Annotated in this window: 21 protein-coding genes; 3 read left to right on the top strand and 18 right to left on the bottom strand. The window is 72.1% G+C overall.

Annotation, left to right across the window (positions count from 1 at the left end):
• Nucleotides 1–20: 20 nt before the first annotated feature.
• Complete coding sequence (locus tag OHB00_RS30000; RefSeq protein ID WP_406439296.1) at nt 21–404, bottom strand: hypothetical protein; 384 nt, start codon at nt 402–404, stop codon at nt 21–23.
• Between the two features lie 305 nt (nt 405–709).
• Between OHB00_RS30000 and OHB00_RS29995 the strand changes: the two genes are divergently transcribed.
• Nucleotides 710–1765 (top strand): chitinase, encoded by a 1056-nt coding sequence (locus OHB00_RS29995; RefSeq protein ID WP_406439294.1) that lies wholly within the window; start codon nt 710–712, stop codon nt 1763–1765.
• A 107-nt stretch (nt 1766–1872) separates the two neighbouring features.
• Here OHB00_RS29995 and OHB00_RS29990 read toward each other — a convergent pair whose 3' ends face one another.
• From OHB00_RS29990 to OHB00_RS29970, 5 genes are all read right to left on the bottom strand, one after another.
• The gene (locus tag OHB00_RS29990) at nt 1873–2322 is read right to left on the bottom strand and encodes an imidazolonepropionase-like domain-containing protein (protein WP_406439293.1); all 450 of its coding nucleotides are present in this window, start codon (nt 2320–2322) and stop codon (nt 1873–1875) included.
• 7 nt (nt 2323–2329) lie between these two features.
• Nucleotides 2330–3529: a cyclic dehypoxanthinyl futalosine synthase gene (mqnC, locus tag OHB00_RS29985; RefSeq protein ID WP_406439291.1), complete on the bottom strand. Its 1200-nt coding sequence runs from the start codon at nt 3527–3529 to the stop codon at nt 2330–2332.
• Nucleotides 3530–3613: 84 nt separating this feature from the next.
• Nucleotides 3614–4555 carry a prepilin peptidase gene (locus OHB00_RS29980; protein WP_406439289.1) on the bottom strand — a complete coding sequence of 314 codons (942 nt, stop codon included), beginning with the start codon at nt 4553–4555 and terminating at the stop codon, nt 3614–3616.
• Entirely contained in the window at nt 4552–7521 is a 2970-nt protein-coding gene (locus OHB00_RS29975) for a BTAD domain-containing putative transcriptional regulator (RefSeq protein WP_406439287.1), read from the bottom strand. Before OHB00_RS29975 ends, OHB00_RS29980 begins: the two co-directional genes overlap by 4 nt.
• A gap of 267 nt (nt 7522–7788) precedes the next feature.
• Complete coding sequence (locus OHB00_RS29970; RefSeq protein ID WP_406439285.1) at nt 7789–8139, bottom strand: SsgA family sporulation/cell division regulator; 351 nt, start codon at nt 8137–8139, stop codon at nt 7789–7791.
• A gap of 198 nt (nt 8140–8337) precedes the next feature.
• Between OHB00_RS29970 and OHB00_RS29965 the strand changes: the two genes are divergently transcribed.
• Nucleotides 8338–9933, top strand: a complete 1596-nt coding sequence (locus OHB00_RS29965; RefSeq protein WP_406439284.1) for a sigma-70 family RNA polymerase sigma factor — start codon at nt 8338–8340, stop codon at nt 9931–9933.
• Here the strand turns inward: OHB00_RS29965 and OHB00_RS29960 are convergent.
• Genes OHB00_RS29960 through OHB00_RS29920 form a run of 9 tightly spaced genes read right to left on the bottom strand, consistent with a single transcriptional unit; the run spans nt 9930 to nt 16425 of the window.
• Nucleotides 9930–10391, bottom strand: a complete 462-nt coding sequence (locus tag OHB00_RS29960) for a TadE/TadG family type IV pilus assembly protein (RefSeq protein ID WP_406439282.1) — start codon at nt 10389–10391, stop codon at nt 9930–9932. The two genes, OHB00_RS29965 and OHB00_RS29960, sit on opposite strands and share 4 nt — an antisense overlap.
• A complete protein-coding gene (locus OHB00_RS29955) occupies nt 10388–10807 on the bottom strand; it encodes a TadE/TadG family type IV pilus assembly protein (protein ID WP_406439281.1) in 420 nt (139 codons plus the stop codon). Before OHB00_RS29955 ends, OHB00_RS29960 begins: the two co-directional genes overlap by 4 nt.
• Nucleotides 10808–11269 (bottom strand): TadE family protein, encoded by a 462-nt coding sequence (locus OHB00_RS29950; RefSeq protein ID WP_406439279.1) that lies wholly within the window; start codon nt 11267–11269, stop codon nt 10808–10810.
• 43 nt (nt 11270–11312) lie between these two features.
• Nucleotides 11313–11564, bottom strand: a complete 252-nt coding sequence (locus tag OHB00_RS29945; protein ID WP_406439277.1) for a hypothetical protein — start codon at nt 11562–11564, stop codon at nt 11313–11315.
• A gap of 49 nt (nt 11565–11613) precedes the next feature.
• On the bottom strand, nt 11614–12534 hold the full coding sequence (locus OHB00_RS29940; RefSeq protein WP_406439275.1) for a type II secretion system F family protein: 921 nt from the start codon (nt 12532–12534) through the stop codon (nt 11614–11616).
• On the bottom strand, nt 12531–13505 hold the full coding sequence (locus OHB00_RS29935) for a type II secretion system F family protein (RefSeq protein ID WP_406446043.1): 975 nt from the start codon (nt 13503–13505) through the stop codon (nt 12531–12533). The genes OHB00_RS29940 and OHB00_RS29935 overlap by 4 nt, the downstream gene beginning before the upstream one ends.
• Nucleotides 13506–13535: 30 nt before the next feature.
• Entirely contained in the window at nt 13536–14843 is a 1308-nt protein-coding gene (locus OHB00_RS29930) for a CpaF family protein (RefSeq protein ID WP_406439273.1), read from the bottom strand.
• Complete coding sequence (locus OHB00_RS29925) at nt 14840–15679, bottom strand: hypothetical protein (protein ID WP_406439271.1); 840 nt, start codon at nt 15677–15679, stop codon at nt 14840–14842. The genes OHB00_RS29930 and OHB00_RS29925 overlap by 4 nt, the downstream gene beginning before the upstream one ends.
• 17 nt (nt 15680–15696) lie before the next feature.
• Nucleotides 15697–16425, bottom strand: coding sequence for a hypothetical protein (locus OHB00_RS29920; protein WP_406439269.1), 729 nt, complete (start codon nt 16423–16425; stop codon nt 15697–15699).
• Between the two features lie 518 nt (nt 16426–16943).
• Between OHB00_RS29920 and OHB00_RS29915 the strand changes: the two genes are divergently transcribed.
• Entirely contained in the window at nt 16944–17633 is a 690-nt protein-coding gene (locus tag OHB00_RS29915; RefSeq protein WP_406439268.1) for a hypothetical protein, read from the top strand.
• Here the strand turns inward: OHB00_RS29915 and OHB00_RS29910 are convergent.
• From OHB00_RS29910 to OHB00_RS29900, 3 genes are read right to left on the bottom strand one after another with little or no spacing between them, the layout of a single operon-like run.
• Complete coding sequence (locus tag OHB00_RS29910) at nt 17623–18219, bottom strand: hypothetical protein (RefSeq protein WP_406439267.1); 597 nt, start codon at nt 18217–18219, stop codon at nt 17623–17625. The two genes, OHB00_RS29915 and OHB00_RS29910, sit on opposite strands and share 11 nt — an antisense overlap.
• A complete protein-coding gene (locus tag OHB00_RS29905; protein WP_406439265.1) occupies nt 18219–18836 on the bottom strand; it encodes a hypothetical protein in 618 nt (205 codons plus the stop codon). Before OHB00_RS29905 ends, OHB00_RS29910 begins: the two co-directional genes overlap by 1 nt.
• A 23-nt stretch (nt 18837–18859) precedes the next feature.
• Complete coding sequence (locus OHB00_RS29900; RefSeq protein WP_406439264.1) at nt 18860–19699, bottom strand: hypothetical protein; 840 nt, start codon at nt 19697–19699, stop codon at nt 18860–18862.
• Nucleotides 19700–19753: the final 54 nt, after the last annotated feature.

Genomic DNA, 19753 nt, shown 5'->3' with positions numbered 1-19753 from the left:
GGAAGGGCCTGCGTTTCCGGTCAGTCGGCAGTGGCGGAGGCGGACGCGGACGCGGACGGCGTGGCGGTGGTCGAGGGCGGCGCCGACGGGCGGCCGCTGGGCAGCCCGGCCTGACGGCCGACGCCGCCCTGCGGGCGCTCACCGCCGGGGGCGTTGCCGGCGCGTGCGAAGTTCGGGACCAGCGAGTCCGGGGTGAGCGAGGTTCCCCAGCCCATGAAGGCGGCGCCGAGCACTCCCGTGTAGGCGAGGCAGACGACGCCGAGGAGGAGGCCGACACGCCGCAGCACCTTGGACCGGCGCCCGGAGGAGTCGACGAAGACGGGCCCTTCGGCAGACCCGTTGCCTTGTTTGCGGCGGCGACCACGCCCCGCGGCGCGGCTTTCGATTGCAGGCTCGGATTGCATTCCCCGGATATTAGGGAGCCTTTATGTGATCGCCTTCGGGATTCTTGTGAAGCGCCCATGAGAAACCCCTTAACCTGTCTTTTTGCTGAGAGATTCTGTGAACACCTGCGGCGGCCACCAGGGAGGGGAAACCACCTGAACACCCCTTTTGCGCTGCACCTTTCGCCCTCTTCACACCCTTCATTCCATGAGGTTTCTATGTATTGATCGAACCGTTGAACACAATGAGCGTGTGAGACGTTTTCCTTTTGAATCAGGCTTTGTTTCGAGCCTGAGACACAAATCACGAGAGCGGGTGCATCTTAATGCGGAGTTTCCTCAGGCCGGCTGCCGGGCTTACCTGCCTGTTTGCCATGGCAGTGACGGGGTGCTCCTCGGGCTCCGACGGCACGTCGGACGCTGCGCCCGCGCCGTCGAAGAAGGCGTCGGCCTCGGCGAGCGACGCCGACGGGTCGGACAGCTCGAACAGCTCGGACGGATCCAGCACGGCGTACGCGCCCTACGTCAGCGCGACGGAGGCTGCCGGCACGGACGACGCGGGGTCACCCTCGACGTACAACCTGGCCTTCGTGATCGCCAGTGGCAGCAGCTGCACACCGGCCTGGAACGGAACGGACGCCATCGGCAGTTCGGCCGTGAAGTCGCGGATCTCCAAGCTGAAGGAGAACGGTGCGACGGTCCGGGTGTCCTTCGGCGGGGCCTCCGGGAAGGAGCTGGCGACGACATGCTCCAGCGCGTCGGAACTCGCCGCCGCGTACGGCGCCGCGCTGGACGCCGCGGGCTCCTCCCAGGCCGACTTCGACATCGAGGGCGACACGCTGACCGACTCGGACTCGGTCGCCCTGCGGTCGGAGGCGATCGCGCAGCTCCAGAAGGAACGGCCGGACCTCAAGGTCTCCTTCACGCTGCCCGTGATGCCGTCCGGGCTCGACTCCGACAGCCTCGCGCTGCTGGAGTCCGCGAACAAGTACGACGTGCAGGTCTCGACGGTCGACATCATGACCATGAACTACGGCGAGTCGTACGACGGTGACATGGGCGACTACGCGGTCACCTCGGCGAAGGCCACGCACACACAGCTGAAGAAGGTGTTCGGGCTGTCGGACGCGGGCGCGTGGGGCGGGATGGCGCTGACCTCGATGATCGGGGTGAACGACGTGGACGGGGAGACGTTCTCGCTGTCCGACGCGAAGGACGTGCGGGCGTTCGCGGAGGAGGAGGGGATCGCGTGGGTGTCGATGTGGTCGACGTTCCGGGATGTGCAGTGCGGGAGCGGGACTGCTTCACAGGATGACGCGGCGACCGATTGCAGTGGGGTGACTCAGAGTTCGGGGGCGTTCGGGGAGGCGTTCGCCGGCTGAGTGTCGTCTGCAGGACGGTGGGGGCTGGTCGCGCCCACGCGGCGGAGCCGCATAGTGACACAGCCCGGCGCCCCTGAAAGGGCGCGTTCCTGAAGGACGTTGAGAAATCACCTTCGCCGGTGAACCAGTCGGCCGGCGCATACCGTCGCGAGGCACTCCCCCGCAGCGTCGAAGACCGCCAGGTCCGCTCGGCCGGTCTGGACGAGCGCCGGTTCGCGCCACGAACTCGGCACGACCATGACGTCGTTGCGCTCCGCCGCCGCCCGCAGTTCGGGCGAGTCCGCGTACCGCTCCAGGACCGCCGCCGCCCCCCGCTTCAGCACGGCGTGCACGCGCTCCCGCGGGCTGGGAGCGGCCGGGAGGGGCCCGTCATGGAGGCGGGCGGGGCCCACTGCGCCTGGCCAGGTGCGGACCCGCGCCCGCGGGAAGCGCTCACGCAGGTCCTCGTACGCGCCCACGGCGGCGATCCGGTCCTGCACGACGGCCACGGCGCCGTTCTCGATCGGCTCGGCGTCCCAGGTGACGAAGACCCGGTCCGCCGTGTGAATCGTCTCCACCCGTGCCTCAGTTGGAGGCGAGCAGCTTCAGCTCGGGGTGCGCGGTGCCGCCCTCGATCGCCGTCGAGGAGATGTGGGACATCACCCGCTCGTCGACCGGGTCGTTCGCCGGGTCGTCGTGGACCACGAGGTGCTCGTACGTCGTGGCGCGCTGCGCCGGGACGCGGCCCGCCTTGCGGATCAGGTCGATGATCTCCAGCCGGTTGGAGCGGTGCTTGGCGCCGGCCGAGGAGACGACGTTCTCCTCCAGCATGATCGAGCCGAGGTCGTCCGCGCCGTAGTGGAGCGAGAGCTGACCGACCTCCTTGCCCGTGGTCAGCCAGGAGCCCTGGATGTGCGCGACGTTGTCCATGAACAGGCGCGCGATCGCGATCATCCGCAGGTACTCGAAGAGCGTGGCCTGGGTGCGGCCCTTCAGGTGGTTGTTCTCGGGCTGGTAGGTGTACGGGATGAAGGCCCGGAAGCCGCCCGTGCGGTCCTGGACGTCCCGGATCATGCGCAGGTGCTCGATGCGCTCGGCGTTGGTCTCGCCGGTGCCCATGAGCATCGTGGAGGTGGACTCCACGCCCAGCCGGTGCGCGGTCTCCATGATCTCCAGCCAGCGTTCGCCGCTCTCCTTGAGGGGCGCGATGGCCTTGCGGGGGCGCGCGGGAAGGAGCTCCGCGCCGGCGCCCGCGAAGGAGTCCAGGCCGGCCTCGTGGATACGGGTGATGGCCTCTTCGACCGGCACGCCGGAGATCCTCGCCATGTGCTCGACCTCGGAGGCGCCGAGGGAGTGGATCACCAGCTGCGGGAACGCGTCCTTGATCGCCTTGAAGTGCTTCTCGTAGTACTCGACGCCGAAGTCCGGGTGGTGGCCGCCCTGGAACATGATCTGGGTGCCGCCCAGCTCGACCGTCTCCGCGCAGCGGCGCAGGATGTCGTCGAGGTCGCGGGTCCAGCCCTTGGCGGTGTCCTTGGGGGCCGCGTAGAAGGCGCAGAACTTGCACGCCGTGACGCACACGTTGGTGTAGTTGATGTTCCGCTCGATGATGTACGTCGCGATGTGCTCGGTGCCCGCGTACCGGCGGCGGCGTACCGCGTCGGCGGCGGCGCCCAGCGCGTGCAGCGGTGCGTCGCGGTAGAGGTCGAGCGCCTCTTCCGGGGTGATCCGCCCACCGGCAGCGGCACGGTCGAGGACGGACTGAAGGTCGGCCTTCTCGGTCACCGGGCGCGTCCCTTTCGTAATGGCTTGTGGACGGACCGAACCAGCCTACGCCAGCCCCGCGTCCGCCTTTCGGACGGCCCGGCCTCAGGCCGTGTACGCGCCCACCAGCACTCCCGCGAACGCCCCGGCGATCAGGAACGGCCCGAACGCGATCGCCGTCTTGCGCCCGGCCCGCCGTGCGACGACGAGCGCGCCGCCGTACAGGGCGCCGAACAGGAATCCGGCGAAGGTGCCGAGCAGCACGGTGGGCCAGCCGTACCAGCCGAGGACGGCGCCCGTGCCGAGGGCCAGCTTCACGTCGCCGAAGCCCATGCCGCCGGGGTTGACGAGGAAGAGGACGAAGTAGCCGCCGCCGAGGGCGAGGGCCGCGTAGAGGGAGGTGAGCCAGTCGCCGGCGTGCTCGGGGAGCAGGGCGACGACCCCGAGGAGCGCGAGGGAGGCGGCCGCGAAGGGGAGCGTGAGCGGGTCGGGGAGCCGCTGCACCCGGAAGTCCACCCGCGCGAGCAGTACGGCGACCGGCGCCAGGAGCAGCCAGACGGCCAGCTCCGGACGGGTCCCGGTGGCCAGGGCGAGCGCCGCGCAGACGAGGGCGGTGGCGAGGCCGAGAAAGGATGCGCGGGGGGCAGGTGCGGGTGGCTCCGGCCGGCCGTCCTCGCCGTCGGCGGCAGCGTCTCCGCCGTCGGGTGCGGGCGCGGAGGCCTCGACCGGTTCGGACGCGGGAGCCGCGGAGTCGGTCCCGTGCGCCGGTGGAGCCGTCCCGCCGTCCGCCGGCAGGGCCCTCGCACCCCCCGCCGCCACACCGTCGGACGGCACCCCGCACGCGTTCTGTGGATCCGCGCCCCGCGCGCACCGCGCGCACACCTCGCGGCCCAGCCACCCCCTGACCGGATGCCCGGCGGGGCAGGCCGTCCGCCACTCCTCCCCCGCCGGCGCCGAGAAGCGGTACGCGGCGCGGGGCAGCAGGGCGCCGGCCGTCGCGCCCCAGAGGGCGGCGACGGCCGGGAGGGCGAGGTCCAGGGCGGTCATCCGGTCGCGGCGGCGTCGTCGCGCCAGGTCGGGAGGAGTTCGTCCAGGAGTGCCTCGGTACGCGGGGGCAGGCCGCGCGCCCCGCTGCGGGCGATGAGGTCGGCGGCGAGGGCGCGCAGCCGGTCCGGGTCGCCGGTGGCGTGCGTGGCGCGCAGCAGCTCGTGCCAGAGGCGCTCGTCCGCCGGGGCCGTCCTCAGCGCCGCGCCCAGCGCCTCGATCGCCTTCTCCGCGCGGTCCTTCTCCAGGTGGAACGCGGACAGCGCGAGGCCGATGTCGGCGACCAGGAGCGGGAGCTGGGCGTCGATGATCTCGTGGGTGAGCCATCGGTAGCGGCCCTCCGCGCGGTCGGCGAGCAGCGGGCCGCGGACCAGGACGAGCGCGTCGGTGAGCAGACGGCCGCGGACCGCGCGGCTGTCGACGCCCTTGCCCTGGGTGGCCTCGTGGTAGAGGGAGCGCAGCACGTCCAGGTCGGAGACGACCGACTTGGCGAGCGTGAGACGGCCGGCCGCGTCGGCGCGCAGCCGGGGGCTGCCGTCGGGGTCGGTGCCGAGCCAGCCGCGCAGCCGCTCCAGGAGGGCGTCGCGGACGTCCTCCGTCACGCCCCGCGGCCACAGCGCGGACGACAGCACGCGCGGGTGCACGCCCTCGCGGTGCAGCAGGAGAAGGGCAAGGGCCTCGTGGAGGAGGGGGCTGCGCTCCCCGTCGGGGGTCTCCAGGCCGATGATCTCGTACGGTCCGACGAGCCGCGCGTACACCGCCGGACGGCCCTGTTCGCTGATGTCGACGAGGAACGGCGGGGTGGTGGTGGGCCCGTCCGGGTCGCGCTCGGGGTCGGCCTCCACGAAGAGTTCGACGACCGCGCGCTGCTGGACGGCGGGCAGCAGCTGGGCCTGGAGTTCGAGGCCTAGGAGCGGGGCGAGGAGCCTGCCGTCCGGGGTGATCTCCATCGCCCAGGCGGCGCCGGGCAGGTCGCCGCTCTCGGTGCCGACCAGGTAGCCGATGCCCAGCCGGGCGGCGTCGGCGGCGAGTTCGGCGAGGCGCACCGCGTCCTCGGCGGACGGCTGGGTGGCGAGCAGGACGAGGTTCGGCGCCCAGCGGGTGTGCTGGGCGGGGCCGGTCCGGCCGGTGAGGACCGAGTGGTGGTCGGCGGCGCCGAGCGCGCCCCGGCGCTGCCGGGTCTCGGCCTCCATGGTCTCGAACAGCGCGTCCACGTCGTCGAGATGGCGCAGCCGGTTGGGTGCGAGCGGGGTGAGCTCCGCACCGAAGCCGACCAGGGTGATGGTCATACGGTCCGACCAGCCGTTGGTGGCGAGTTCGGCGGCGACCGAGGCGAAGACGGCGGCCCGGTCGGCCTCGCGGCCGCTCAGCGAGACGATACCGGGCACGGCCTCCAGGTTGAGCAGCAGCCGCGAGTCGTCCATCGTGCCGAGGCTGACGAGCCCCGGGTACGGCGCCGCGGCGTCGGTGTCCTCGTAGCGCTCGGCGTCCGCGCGGGACAGCGTCCAGAACGTCTGGTCCTGGCCGAGCTGCCAGGGCGCCGGGGGTTTGCCGGCCGGCTGGGCCAGCTGCAGATGCAGATCGCCGTGGCTGAGCCAGGCCGCGTAGACGACGGGCAGGGAGCGGGACTCGGCGGTGAGGGCGGCGGCGAGTCCGCGCAGCGACCGGTCGAGCAGGCGTACGCCGTCCGGGTCCGCGCCTACCAGCAGCGCGTCCTGCACGTCCTGGGCGTCACCGGTCGGGATCGGCGGCTCCATGCCGCGGCGGCCCCCGACGGCACCGAGCGCCGACTGCCACAGGGCCTGCCGGCGCCGGCGGCCGAGGGCGGCGAGCAGGCCCGCGGCAAGGAGGGGAGCGCCGAGGAGAGCCTCGGGGAGGCCGAAGGAGGAGTGGCCGGAGCTCTCCTGGGCGTGTGCGGCGGGGGTGGCGGGGCCGGCGGCGTCGCCGGTCTGCCGTGCGCTGGGCACGGTGATCTGGGCGGTGGCACCGTCCTCACCCGCGTGCCGACCGCCGCCCTGCTCCTGGTGCTGCTGGGCGTGGTCGCCGGTCTTCGCGTAGTCGCCGATCTGCTGCTGGACCTCCGGCGAGACATGCGCGTCGGGGTTCTCGACGAGTTCGCCGCCGTGCGCGTCGCCGGGCATCTCCATGATCCAGCCGGGCCGGATGAGGCTGGCCTCCGAGAGCCGGGAGCCGTCGGGCTGGATGCGGTCCTTGTTGAGCTCGTAGATCTCCTTGTACCGGCGGCCGTCGCCGAGGTGGCGCTGCGCTATCTCCCACAGGGAGTCGTGGTGGCGGCCCTCGGGCGGCTGGATCCGGTAGTACTTCGTCGCGCCGTGCGTGGCGGTGGAGCCGTGCTCGGCGTGGGCCGCGGCATGGCCGGCCTGTTCGGCGAGGGCGGCGGCGGTGCTCTTGGCCTGCTCCTGCTGCTGGGCGAGGATCCCGGGGGTGGCCTGCGCGGTGGCCACCGTGCCCTTCTGGTTGCCCTCAAGGCTGTGGCCGAGCTGCGAGAGGCCCGGGGTGAGGCTGGCGGCGGTGGCGCCCACCAGCAGCAGCGCGGCGACGAGCTGACGGGCCAGCAGCTGGCTGGGGCCGGCGCCGGGGACCCGGCCGGGCAGGCCGACGCCCGAGACGGCGGCCTTGACCTCCACGAGCACGCAGGCCGTGAACTGGGCCCAGGCCAGCCAGACGACGACCGTCAGCGCGTTCAGGAACGTCTCGACGTCGATCGGCTGCGACAGCCAGTCCATGCCGGGCGCGCTGCGCGGCAGAGGCCAGCCGACGGTCACGGCGAGGGCGCCGGGGACGCCGACGACGAGAACGACCAGCACCACGAAGGCGAGGAACGCCTTGACGACGTCCCCGAACGTGCGCCGGCGCAGCCGCACCGGCTGCGGGGTCCGGTTGCGCGGACCGGACGGACCGGTCCCCGTCGGTCTTCCCGTCGAGCTTGATGTGCTGCGTCGCGCCATGGCGGGTGCCCCGTGGTCGTGTGTGGAAGGAGTGGACCGGGGGCGCATCGAGCCTGCCGAGGTCCCCTTGCCGATCCTATTGACTGGCACCGACAGCGTCGAAGGGGGAGAACGGCGAACGACCGCCCGAATTCCGCCCTTTCGTCAAGCGGTTCCCGATTGGCCGGAGTTATCGCCGCCCGCGCCCGCACACGCCCTCTCCACACACCTCACACGACACCCTCGTTCTCAGTCGCACACGCTCCTGACGATTCGGCCGGCGCCCCGTCAACCGCCGACCCGCAGCGAGGACAGCAGGAAGCGGGTGAGGGCCGAGGTGGGGAAGGCGATCGCCGCCACGCCCTCCTGCGCCCGCAGTTCCACCACCGTGCGGGAGGGGCCGTACGGGCGTACGTGCACGTTGCCGACGGCGGCCGGGGTCGCCAGGCCCTCCTCAAGGAGGGCCCGCGCGAAGGTCCAGGTGACCTCCTCGCCGTCCAGGGAGATCCACGGCGGGAAGACGAAGTGCACGGCCCGCGGGTCGGCCGAGGTGTAGCGGAGCGTCGCGGGGACCGCGACCTCCTGTTCGTCGGCGGTGAGCAGGCGGGCGCCGGTGGGCTGTTCGAGCGTGATGGGCACGGGTCTTCTCCGGGGTGCGGTGGTGGGCCGTCGTGCTAGTGAGAGCGCCTGGCGCCGGGCCTGATTACGCGGGAAACACAAGCGACTTGAGTGACATGTGTCACTTTCCAATGCGCTTGAAACTTTGCTTGAAAGTTTCGTCATCTACTCTGACAAACCCTTCTCCCGCCCCTATGCCGGCAACTGGAGCGTTCCGCCATGCACGACGGTTCCTCTGCAGTGATCAGCACCACCGCCTACGCCCGGATCTACGAGGAACAGCAGCCGCGTCTCGTCGCGTACGCCCGCTCCCTCACCCGCAACGCCTGGGTGGCCGAAGACCTCGTCGCCGAGGCGCACTTCCGGGTCTGGCGGCGGCTGGCCGAGGGGCACGAGATCGACAACGTGTCGGCCTACCTGACCACGACCGTCCGGCATCTCGCGTACGCCGCGAACGGGGCCCCCCGCGAGACGCCCCGCGACCCGCACGACGACGAGCAGGCCGAGTCCGGCCGGCACGGCGACGACCCGGCCGAGCAGGTCTCCTCCGTCGATCTGCTCGTCCGCGTCCTGGCCCAGTTGCCCGAACGCTGGGTCAAGGCCCTCTGGCTGGCCGAGGCGGAGGGCCAGCCGCTGGCGCAGATCGGGCCCCAACTGGGCACCAAGGAGGGCGCCACCGCCGTACTGCTGCACCGCGCCCGGGAGGGGATGCGGCAGGCCTTCCTGCGCACCCAGACCGGCGCCCCGGACGACCCCGCCTGCCAGGTCCACTGGAGCCGGATGCCCGCGTACGTGCGCGGCGCCGCGACGGAACGTCAGTCCGACCGGCTGCTCGGCCACGTGGACGCCTGCGAGGACTGCCGGATCCGGCTCGCCGCCCTGATGAGCGCGAACGACCGGCTCCCGGCCCTGGTCGGCCCGGCCCTGCTGGTGTTCGCGGTGGGCGGTACGGCCGGCAGGTTCCTGCTGACCCTGACCGCCGCCGGGGCCTCGGCGGGCGGTCACGCGGGCGGCGGCGGAAGCGGGTTGCTGCACGGCGTACGGCGGGCCACCGGCGTCGGCGGCACGAAGGCGCCGGTGGTGGTCGCGGCGGGGGCGATGGCGGCCGGTGCGGCGGCGCTGGTGCTCATACTCGGCCCCGGCCGGTCCGACTCGGTCCCCGCCCAGCGGACACCCGTCGCCGACGCGCCGGTGGCGCAGGTACCGGTGGCCGAACAGCCGGGCACCCCGGCGGACACACCCGCCGCGCGGCCGACGGTGCCACCCGGACAGGACGGCGGGGAGCCGGTACGACGGCAGGGCGCGAGCAACGACGGCGCGGGCGACGGCAGTACCACGGCGGTCGTCCCCGGGCCCGGGACCACGACGCAGTCACCGTCGAACAGCGGCGGCGGCTCGACGGCGGACCCCGGTGGGACGACGCCAGGGAGCGGCGGGGACGGGGACGGCAACGGCGACAGGGGCAGCACTCCGCCGGTGACCACGGAGCCGACGCCGCCCACCGAACCCACGGACCCCGACCCCACTCCCCCGACCCAGCCGGCCGACCCCACTCCCCCGACGGACCCCGCGGACCCAACGGACCCGGCGGACCCGGACCCCGTGGGCACCCCGCCCGTCACCGACCCCGACCCGGCACCGGCCGACCCGGATCCGGTCACTCCGCCCGACGACGACTGCCCGCCCCGGCACGGCCATGGCAACGACGGCAACGACGGCAACGGCAGCTCCCACGGGAGCAGCGGCCACAAAAGCGACGCCGGTGACGACAGCGACGGCAACGGCCACCGCGGCCGCAGCGCCCCCGAGGCCTAGCCGACCTCGTTCTCGGCCGTCGCCTCGCCGTGCACCACGATCGCGCCGCCGTAGAACATGCCGGTGAAGACGGGGTCGTAGGTCAACTGGACCTCGACCTGGACCTGTTGTTCGTCGGCGGAGACGCAGTGGGTGCCGGCGATGTCGGCGGTGGACATGTCCATCTCGCGGGCGAAGGTCTTCACCCGGGCGTCGCAGTCCTGGAAGTTGATCGGAGCGCCGCCCTGGTTCTCGTACAGCTTGTCCAGGTCGATGTCCTGGGCCGCGTAACGGGCCGCCTGTTCCGCGATGTCGGCGGCGCGCTCGCGCTTGGAGATGGACAGGCCGCCGTCGATGACGAACGCGGACAGGGTGAGGAAGACCAGGGCGAAGATGATGACCGCCCCCGCGCCCGAGCCCCGGTCGTCGAGGCGGAGCCGGCGCGCGGTCCACCAACTGCGCAGCACCGCGAGGCTCATGCCGCCCTCCGGAACGGGTCCAGTGGTGAGGAGAAGCTCGCCGTGAGCCTCGTCGGGATGTCCAGGCCGAGCATGGCCAGGCCCCGCACCTGGCAGCTCACCTCGACCGTGAAGATGGAGTCGGGCGCGAAGCCCGCGCTGGTCTGGACGACGGAGACCGGCCCGGAGCAGACGTCCGAGAGGTCCGCCTCGGCGGCCTTCTGGGCCTCCGTCATGGCCGTGGCGTGGTCCTTCTGGATGGACCCGGCGCGGGCCGCGTCCCGCGCGGCGCCGTCCACCGCCCCTCGCCCGTCGACGAGTTGACCGAAGGCGACCAGGACCAGAATGAACAGGATCATGACCGGGGCGAGAATGACGACCTCGACGGTCGACAGCCCCCGGTCGTCGTACCGGACTCTTTCCGCTGCGGAGGACATCTAGTTCTGATCCTCCACGAAACGCTCCACCGGCCCCGCGGACCGTGCGTGCACCGTCAGGTCCAGGCCCGGGAACACCGTCGGGATGCGGGCCGTGATCTCGACGCCGACCGTGTGCTGTTCCGGCTGCACCGTCTGCACGTCGGGCGACAGGACCAGCTGCGGGCCGAGTTGCCTGATGTAGGAGTCGACCACGTCCCGGGCCTCGCCGCGCCAGGCGCCGGGTTCCGCGTCGGCGGTGGCGCGGGCCTTGCGGGCACCGGCCTGGGCGGCCGCCTGCGCCACGTGGTCGGCGAAGAAGTACAGCGCGAACTGCACCGTCGCGAAGATCATGAAGAAGAGAACGGGGGTGAGAAACACGAACTCGATCGCGGTCATGCCCGAGTCGGCCGAGTCGCCGCGCGCGGCGGCCGCCCGGCGGCGTACCCAGCCGCCCAGGCCTCTGCCCACGCCCACAGACATCCCCGTCACCCCCGTCACCCCGTAGCCGTACCCGTACGCCCGCTCAGCAGGTCCCGCTCGCGTTGGCACCCTTGATGCAGTTGCCGACCTTGTTGGCGCCGTCGCTCAACGCGGCGTTGATGATCGCGGCGACCACGCCGACGATCGCCACGACGACCGCGGAGATGATGACCCACTCGACGGCGGAGGCACCGCGGTCGAGTTCGCCGGAGCGGGCCCGCTCCACGCGGGCCTGCAGGAAGGTGACCAGGAAGTCCATCGCCGGGATCCCGGTGCTGAAGTTCCGTCCGTTCATGATGAATTGTCCTCTCGAAACAGCAGTTGGCGAAGGTTCACGCTTCAGTTCACACCTGGAACACCCGCATCGCCGCCGGGAAGATCAGGAAAACCAGGAAGCCGGCGCAGAGCAGCAGCTGGGCGACGAGCATCGACTGGGACTTCTCGCCCGCGCTGCCCTCGATCTCGGCGAGTTCGCGGTGGCGCATGGTCTCGGCGCGGGAGGCGAGGGACTCGCGGACCTTGGCGCCGTCGTCCGCGACCAGGGCGAGGGAGGCCGACAGGTCCTTCAGCTCCTCGACACCCAGCTCCTCACCGAGCGCGCCCAGCGCCTGCCACTGGCTGACGCCGGTGATCCGGGCGTCGGCGAGGGCGTTGCGGATGCGCTGGTTGGCCCAGCCGTCGGAGACCTCGGCGGCCGCCATCAGCGCCTCGGGGAGGCCACGGCCACCGGCGAGGCTCATCGACACCAGGTCGAGGTACGCCCCGATGACCCGCCTGAGGTCCCGGCGCTTCTCGGCCGCGTCCCGTCGTACCTCCAGGTCGGGCAGGAAGAAGAACAGGGCCGCGCAGGCCAGGGCCAGCCAGACCGGGACGACCGGGCTGCGCCCGAAGCCCATGGTGTAGACGACGGCGAAGAGGAAGGGGCCGAACATCAGCCCGGCCGCCGCGAGCAGCACCTTGGTCGCGAGGAACCTCTCCCAGCTGCGGTCGAGGACGGCGAGGTCGGCACGGAGCGAGCGCTGTTCCCAGCCCTGCTGCCGGTAGAACTCGGCGACGCGCTCGCCGACTTCGGCGCGCAGCGAGCCGAACCGGCCGGTGTCCTGCGTCGGCCGGGCCGACTCGTAGGCCGCGCCGCGCGCCCGCATCGCGTCGATCCGGGCGACCTGCGAGACCGCACTGCGCCGGGACGGCATCAGGGCGCGGATCAGGGCGTAGACGCCGAGCCCCAGGATCACGCCGACGAGGATCGGCATCGTGAGGTTCACCGGCGGACCCCTTCCTCGGTGGGGAGCTGCTGCTGGCCCGAAGCACCCGGGGCGCCCGGGGCGCCGGGAGCGGTGCGGGGCGGTCGTACGAACTGCACGGAGGACTGGTCGCGGACCAGGAACCGTTCCGGGGTCTCGATGGTGGACAGCTTGCGCAGCCACCAGAAGCCGAGCGCGAACAGGCCGCAGACCAGGGCGAGTACGAGCTGGCCGACAGCGGTGCCGTACGGCGCCACGAAGTCGCGGTTGAAGACGGCGAGGCCGAGGACGAACGCGACCGACACGGCGACGACGATCTGGACGGAGCGCCGCGTGGACGCCCGCTGGGCCATCACGCGCTGCCGCATGTCGACCTCCTCGCGGGCCGACTTCGCGAGCGCGCCCAGCACTTGGCGCAGACCGGGCCCGCGCAGTCGCGCGTTCAGGATGAGAGCCGCCACGATGATGTCCGCCGACGCGTCGTCGATCTCGTCGGCGAGGTGCTGGAGCGCTTCCGGCAGCGGGGTGCGGGCGCGCAGCCGGTCGACGAGGGCGTCGAGGTGCGGCCGCAGGATCGGCGCGGCGGCGCGGGCCGAGGCCGGGATGGCCTGCTCCAGGCCGACCGCGCCGGCGATGGTGTCGCGCAGCGACTCGGTCCAGGAGGCGAGGGCCTCCACACGCTTCATCGCGGCCCGCTCCTCGGCGGCGCCGCCGAACAGCTTGTCCCAGAAGAAGACGAGGACGCCGGCGGCGATACCGGCCACCGCCCAGCGGGTCAGCAGCAGGACGACGAGGCCGATGATGGCGGCGAGGGAGCCGCGCTGCCCGGCGAACCGGATGAGCTCGGCGGCCCGTTCGTTGGCCTTCTGCTTCTCGTGGTCGGGCTTGGCGGGCAGGCCGCGGATCGCCAGGATCAGCAGCGCGAGTCCGCCGCCGACCGCGACGCCGCTGCCGAGCGCGTAGAGGACCGAGGTGGAGAAGAGGCCGCCCATGGAGCCCAGGGAATCCAGGTTCACGTCACGTCACCCCCACGCCCCGTGCGGCTGGTAGCCGTAGGCCATCAGGTCCTCCAGGCAGGCTATGGGCGCATGCGGCACGATCCGGCCGTCGGGGGCCTCCGCGAACACCTCGCTGGACAGCACCCGGCCGTCGACGCCGTTGACCTCACGGACCGAGGTGACCATGCGCTGGAGACGGCCGCCGGTCTGGTAGTTGTTGCGCCGCTGGATGAAGACGACGAAGTTCACCGCGCCCGCGATCAGCATCTGGCTGGCCTCGATGGGCAGCCGCTCGGAGGCCTGGAGCGCGTAGGTCGAGATGCGGTTGAAGACCTCGCTGGAGCTGTTGGCGTGGATCGTGGAGAGGGAGCCGTCGTTACCCTGCGACATGGCGTTCAGCATGGTGACGATCTCGTCGCCGAGGACCTCACCGACGATGACGCGGGAGGGGTTCATACGGAGGGAGCGCCGGACCAGCTCCGCCATGCTGATGGTGCCCTGCCCCTCGGAGTTGGGCAGCCGCTCCTCGAACGCCACGACGTTCGGATGCAGGTCGGGGAAGGTGTCGAGCCCCAGTTCCAGGGCGCGTTCGACGGTGATGAGCCGCTCGTGCGGCGGGATCTCGTTGGCGAGGGCACGCAGCAGGGTCGTCTTGCCCGCGTTCGTCGCCCCCGCGATCATGATGTTCTTGCGGGCGCGGACGGCGCACGCCATGAAGTGCGCGACCTCGGGTGTCAGCGTGCCGTTGCCGACGAGATCGGAGATGAAGACCTTGCCCATGCGGGCGCGCCGGATGGACAGCGCGGGCCGCCGGGTGACGTCCATGACGGCGGAGAGCCGGGAGCCGTCGGGAAGCCGTAGGTCGAGCTGCGGGTTGGCGGAGTCGAAGGGCCGGGACGACAGACCGGAGTAGGCGCCGAGCACCTGGATGAGCTCGATGAGCTCCTCGTCCGTCTCCGCGACGGGATCCCCGACGGCCTCCCGCCCGTCGCTGTACCCGACGAAGACCTGGTCGCACCCGTTGATGTCGATGTTCTCGACGTCCGGATCGTCGAGCAGCGGCTGCAGCCGCCCCACGCCGAACAGTGCCGCGTGCACGGCGGCCGCGTACTGCTCCTCGGTCTCCGCGTCCAGCGGGGTGCGTCCGGCGTTGATCTCCGCGCGGGCGTACTCCTCCAGGATCTGGGCTATGACCGCGCGGGCGTACTGGCGTTCGTCCTCGGTGGACATCGGCGTCACGCCGGACGCCTGGTCCTGGCGGCGCTGCTCGGCGATGCGGTCGCCGGCGTCCTGCCGGAACCGCTTGACCAACTGGTGGTCGACAGCGGTCATCGGCCGGCCCCCGCGTGGGGCGGCTGCGCCGGTACGGACCAGGCGGCGCCGTACTGCTGGTGGAGGTCGGCGGTGACCTTGCGGGCGGAGCGGATGAGCAGGGACTTGTCGAGACGCCCGCGCTTGCGGCCGGCCAGCTGGTCGGCGCCGGCCGGGTCGTCGGCGATGGTGCCCACGACCCGGGCGCCGGTCTGGGCGTGCACGAGCATGTCGTTGACCTGGTTGACCAGCTTGCCGGCGCCGGCCGGGTCGGCGACCAGGACGACACCGATCAGCGGGGTGGCGAGGGCGGCGGCACCGCGCGGGCCGCCGTGCAGCTTCTGCGCGAGGGCGGCGGCCCGGTCCCGGACCCGGGCCAGCGCCTCGGGTTCGGTCCGCGAGACGAGCAGGACGAGGGCCGCGTGCGGGAACATCTCCACGGCCGGGGTGTCGCCGCTGATCCGTCCGCAGTCGGCGATGACGTCGGCCGGCGCGTTCGGGGAGTCGGCGAGGGCGGCGAAGGCGTGACCGAGGGTGGGCCACAGCCCGGCGAGCCCGGCGGCGTGCTCGGCTATCCCGAGCCCGACGAGCACCTCCAGGCCGCCGCTCAACGGCTGCACGTGATCCCAGAGTTGGTCCGGTACGAGCCCGCGTCGCGCGGTGGCGGCGATGGACAGCATGCCGGTGTTGGGGTTGAGCGGTCCGCCGTGCGCGGCGGCGCTGCGGTAGACGAGGTCACCGCCGGCCGGGTCGGCCTCGGCGAGCAGGACCCGGCGCGGCCAGACCGCGGCCAGCGCGACGGCCGCGGTGGTGACGCCGGGGGAACCCTTGTCGGCGGCGATTGCGATGAGCGCCATGGGGTGGGAGCCGCCTTCTAGTTGCCGTTGCCGGGTACGAGGACGAGGGCGACCTCGCCGTTGGACGCGGCCTCGGCCAGCTCGGCGGCCTTGTCGCTGTCGACGGTGAGCGTGATGGCGTAGTTGGTGCTGCTGACCAGCTCCGAGCTGCTCTTGTCGTCCGGTACGGCACTGACCTTGGCGCTGCCCGTGATGAGCGAGTCGCCGCCGGAGGAGGACGAACCGCCGGAGGAAGAGCCGCCGGAGGAGGAGGAGCTGCTGACGCGGTAGGCGGCGACGGTGTCGCCCACCTCGATACCGCTCGGGTACTGCCCCTCCTTGAGGGCCAGACCGACGGTGGACTTGCCGGCGGGAAGCTTGCTGCCGCTGCCGAACATCTCGCCGACGGCGACGGCACCGGCCGGGATGGTGCTGATGGCCTTCAGCCGCTTCAGGCTTTCCAGCTGGGACCACCTGACGTAGTGGATGCTGGAGTCGTCGGCGACCATGACGGAGGTCACGTTGCTTCCGGTCACGGACGAGCCGGCCGGGATCTCCTGCGTGATCTTTATGACCTCGATCCGCTTGCCGGCCTGCAGCACGAGCGTCGTCGCGCCCAGCGCACCCAGCAGGATCAGCAGCACCGCGAGCGCGGCCAGCGCGGGCTTGCGCTCACGAGGCGCGGTGGGAAGCCGGTCACCGACCGAAGGCTGAGCCGGACCCGCGGAACGACCGGCGCCCGCCCCCGTACGCTCTTGGATCTTCACGCAACCGCTCCCCGTTACAGCCAAGACAGTCTCTGTCGAGAACTCTGAAAACCTGTCAACGCCTGTCGCCGTGCCTGCCGGTACAGCGAAAGCGGACACTCCACACGAAACACCCCGACCCGGCCAAATACTCGGCCGCGGGGTGAGTGTCAAGCGATCGCACCGTATCAGCCACACATAAGCCCCTCAAGGCGCGCCCGGACTCCTTGACCTCACTGAAATCGTCGTTGCGATCTGCAACGTCGGTGGCCTGCACGGCGGTTGGGAGAGGGGACGGGCAGGGGCCCCGAACCGCGCACCGGCGAATCCGGAACACCCCGCTCGCGGCCGGCCCGCCCCCGACACCCTCACCGCGCACCCATGAGGCCTGCACGAAGCGCTCACGTCGGCCCGGCCGCCCACCGGTTCCCGGACGGCGCCCCGAGTAGGATCACGGATCACCCGGCCGGGCGAAGGATTCGCCGCCGTGAACGACCGCCACGACCAACCGTGATGACCGACCGTGAGGGGGGCGGACCGTGACCGTGCCGCAGCGCCGTTCCTGGCAGCCCCCGGCGGGTGAGGAGCTCGTGGCGCGTGCCCCGGTGTCCTTCGCCACCGGCGCGGCACACCGGGTGCAGGGCAGGCGCTGGTTCCGGGACACCGAACGGCGTGACATACAGGGTGATTTGGCGGGCTGGCCGACAGGCCCGGCCTACCGGCTCAGATCACGGGTCGGCCCCGTGGTGTGGACGGTACTGACGGCCGCGTTCCTCCTCGGCCTCTTCGTCCTGACCGTGATCTCCGGAGGCAACGGCCCGACGGGGGGCGGCCCCAACGGCGGGGACCCCCTGGGCAGGAGCGAGGACCCGGAGAACGAGGAGACCGACTTCCCGGTGCTGTGGGCCGCCCCGGGCACGATCGCCCGTACCCTCCCCTGGGAGCTCGACCCGGCCCGCCGCCCCGACACGGACCTCACGCACCTGGTCCTGACCGACCGCCGGCTCCTGGTCCTCGGCGGACTGCGGGACCCCAGGGAACCCTGGGAGGAAGTCCTCTGGGAGACGGACCTGAGCACGGTCGCCGCAGTGGCGCGACGCCCGTTCAGTGTCGGCAGGCGGGACTTCAGGATCACCTTCACGGACGGCTCCTGGTGCCGGCTGACGTCGCTGGAGGGTGAGCCCCTCGTCCGGCACCTGACCGCGGGCGGCCCGCCGGCTAAGCCGTGACCCGGACGGTCCCCGCCAACTCGTCCGTCAGCGCGCACAGTTCATCTGTCCGGGCCAGCGCCTTCCAGGACGTGAGCAGGACGAGCCCCCAAGTCTCGTCGGCCCGGATGCCGTACGCGCACGTCTCCAGCACCGTCCCCAGCCCGTCCCGCCCGACGTCCTGCACGTACGCGTGCCGCACACGCACCGCCGGGCCCGCGGGAAGGGTCCGCAGCTCGGCCTCGGGCGGCCGGTAGGAGACCGGGGTCGGCGCGGCGAGGTAGCGCTGGAGGAGTTCGACGGTCAGCACCGGATGGGTGTCGTCGGCGACCAGCGCGGACAACTCGATCCGAGCGAGCTCCCCGAGGCGCGGCTCGGGAACGTACGACAGCGCGGTGATCGGGCCACGCTCACGGGAGTCGAGGGCGGCTTCGCGGAGTTCGGTGGCGAGGGCGTCGAGCAGCTTCGGCTCGTCGTCGTCCGATTCGACGAGCCGCCGGGCGGCCTCCCCGGCCCAGGCGCCCAGCTCGACGGCGCCGCGCACGGGCAGCGCGACGGCGTCCTCCGGCGTCCGCAGGTGGACCGTGGCGGCGGCGAACTCGGGCATCAGGCCATCCATTGCAGAGTGCGGGCGACGGAGTCGAACAGCGTGACCAGGGCCTCCACCAGTGGCTCCAGCGGCGGCGCGGTCGGCGTCGAGAAGGAGAGCAGCAGCCGCTGGTCGCTGTGCGGGACGGCGAGGTAGACGTCCAGGTGGGCGACGGCGAGCTTGTTGCCGTCCGGGTCGTCGGCTGCGGGTCGGCGGAGGTAGCGGTGGCGTACGGCGGGGCCGGCGGGGAGGTCCACGAGGGTGACGTCGTCGGCCGCGGCGTCGGCGCGCAGGGCGAGAGAGCGGGCGATGTCGCCGAGGTCGCCGGCCTCGGTGCCGGGCGAGGGCCGCAGGACGGTCACGACGAGACCGGCGGAGACCGGCACCTGGCCGAGTACCTGGTTGACGACGTACATCTCCACGCCACCGTTGGCCTGCGCGGCCTCTGCCTGCGCCCGCATGCGCTCCGCGAGCGCGGCCTCCAGCTGCGGGGTGGCCTGCGTCCGCCGCAGCCCCCGCTTGACCAGCTTGTCGATGCGGTGGGCCCAGCGCTCCGGACTGTCCAGCACGATCCGGTCCCAGCCGTCGGGGACGGCCAGGCGGTAGTCGGAGGGGGGCGGGACGGGGGCTGCCACAACGGGGGATTCCGTACGGTCCGTCATACGTCGGTTCCGCTCACAAGGCCGCCCGTCTCGCCCTGCCGACCGAACCGCTCGTTCGACCGGCTCATCACCGCGGCGGTCAGGGGCGCGAGGACGAGGACGGCGGCGGCACCGAGACAGCCGTACGCGGCGGCGATCCCGCCGATGGCGGACTTGCCTCCGAGGACCGGCCGGTAGTGATCCGACGGGTCGACGACCGCGAGAGTCCTGGCGCCGGCCGAGCTCTCGTCCGTGCACCGCGTGTCGTTCCTGAACACACGCCGGACAGTTCCGTCCGGGAGCGTGACACGGCAGTACGTGACACGAACACCGTGCGACGCCTGCTCGTGCAGTGGCTTCGCGTAAGTGACCGTGGTCTCCTGCCCGCGCATGTGCAGGTACCACTCGTCGGCGGCGTACGAGCCGATCCAGATCAGGGCGACATAGGCGACCGCGACGAGGCCGCAGGCCACGAGACCTCCGAAGGACCTGCGGGTCCTGAACCCCGCCCAGGCCACGGCCACGCCGCAGGCCGCACCGACGAAGAGCGCCGAGGAGTTGAGGACATACGTGGACAGCAGGCACAGGACCACGCCGATGACGGCTGCCAGAAGCAGCCGCATCCACGGCCATACCGCTCTGCTCTCGTCCGTGCGCCGATCGCCGTCGAAATCCCACCCGCTGGACGGGCGGGCGTGCTCCGCGAGGATGTGCCGCACGGCCTGCTCACCGCCCTCCTCAAGGGCGATCTCGCGCAGCCTCGACAGGCCGAGCCCTTTCGCTTCGAGTTCGCGCTGTCTGCTTCTCGGGAGCCGGGCGAACTGTTCGTCGACGGTCTGTCCGTCTCCAGGTGCCACTTTCCTCGTTCTCTCCTCGCCCTTGCGGGCCTCGCCGTGATCCGGTGCCGACGT

It is taken from the genome of Streptomyces sp. NBC_00631 (assembly GCF_045206895.1).
GTDB lineage: Bacteria > Actinomycetota > Actinomycetes > Streptomycetales > Streptomycetaceae > Streptomyces.
This window is presented reverse-complemented; position numbering and strand designations above follow the sequence as displayed.

What these genes read in the sequence shown, in the direction of transcription:
- OHB00_RS30000 (WP_406439296.1), bottom strand. Translation starts at nt 404, where the DNA reads ATGCAATCCGAGCCTGCAATCGAAAGCCGCGCCGCGGGGCGTGGTCGC.
- OHB00_RS29995 (WP_406439294.1), top strand. Translation starts at nt 710, where the DNA reads ATGCGGAGTTTCCTCAGGCCGGCTGCCGGGCTTACCTGCCTGTTTGCC.
- OHB00_RS29980 (WP_406439289.1), bottom strand. Translation starts at nt 4,555, where the DNA reads ATGACCGCCCTGGACCTCGCCCTCCCGGCCGTCGCCGCCCTCTGGGGC.
- OHB00_RS29975 (WP_406439287.1), bottom strand. Translation starts at nt 7,521, where the DNA reads ATGGCGCGACGCAGCACATCAAGCTCGACGGGAAGACCGACGGGGACC.
- OHB00_RS29965 (WP_406439284.1), top strand. Translation starts at nt 8,338, where the DNA reads ATGCACGACGGTTCCTCTGCAGTGATCAGCACCACCGCCTACGCCCGG.
- OHB00_RS29960 (WP_406439282.1), bottom strand. Translation starts at nt 10,391, where the DNA reads ATGAGCCTCGCGGTGCTGCGCAGTTGGTGGACCGCGCGCCGGCTCCGC.
- OHB00_RS29955 (WP_406439281.1), bottom strand. Translation starts at nt 10,807, where the DNA reads ATGTCCTCCGCAGCGGAAAGAGTCCGGTACGACGACCGGGGGCTGTCG.
- OHB00_RS29950 (WP_406439279.1), bottom strand. Translation starts at nt 11,269, where the DNA reads ATGTCTGTGGGCGTGGGCAGAGGCCTGGGCGGCTGGGTACGCCGCCGG.
- OHB00_RS29945 (WP_406439277.1), bottom strand. Translation starts at nt 11,564, where the DNA reads ATGAACGGACGGAACTTCAGCACCGGGATCCCGGCGATGGACTTCCTG.
- OHB00_RS29935 (WP_406446043.1), bottom strand. Translation starts at nt 13,505, where the DNA reads ATGGGCGGCCTCTTCTCCACCTCGGTCCTCTACGCGCTCGGCAGCGGC.
- OHB00_RS29930 (WP_406439273.1), bottom strand. Translation starts at nt 14,843, where the DNA reads ATGACCGCTGTCGACCACCAGTTGGTCAAGCGGTTCCGGCAGGACGCC.
- OHB00_RS29925 (WP_406439271.1), bottom strand. Translation starts at nt 15,679, where the DNA reads ATGGCGCTCATCGCAATCGCCGCCGACAAGGGTTCCCCCGGCGTCACC.
- OHB00_RS29910 (WP_406439267.1), bottom strand. Translation starts at nt 18,219, where the DNA reads ATGCCCGAGTTCGCCGCCGCCACGGTCCACCTGCGGACGCCGGAGGAC.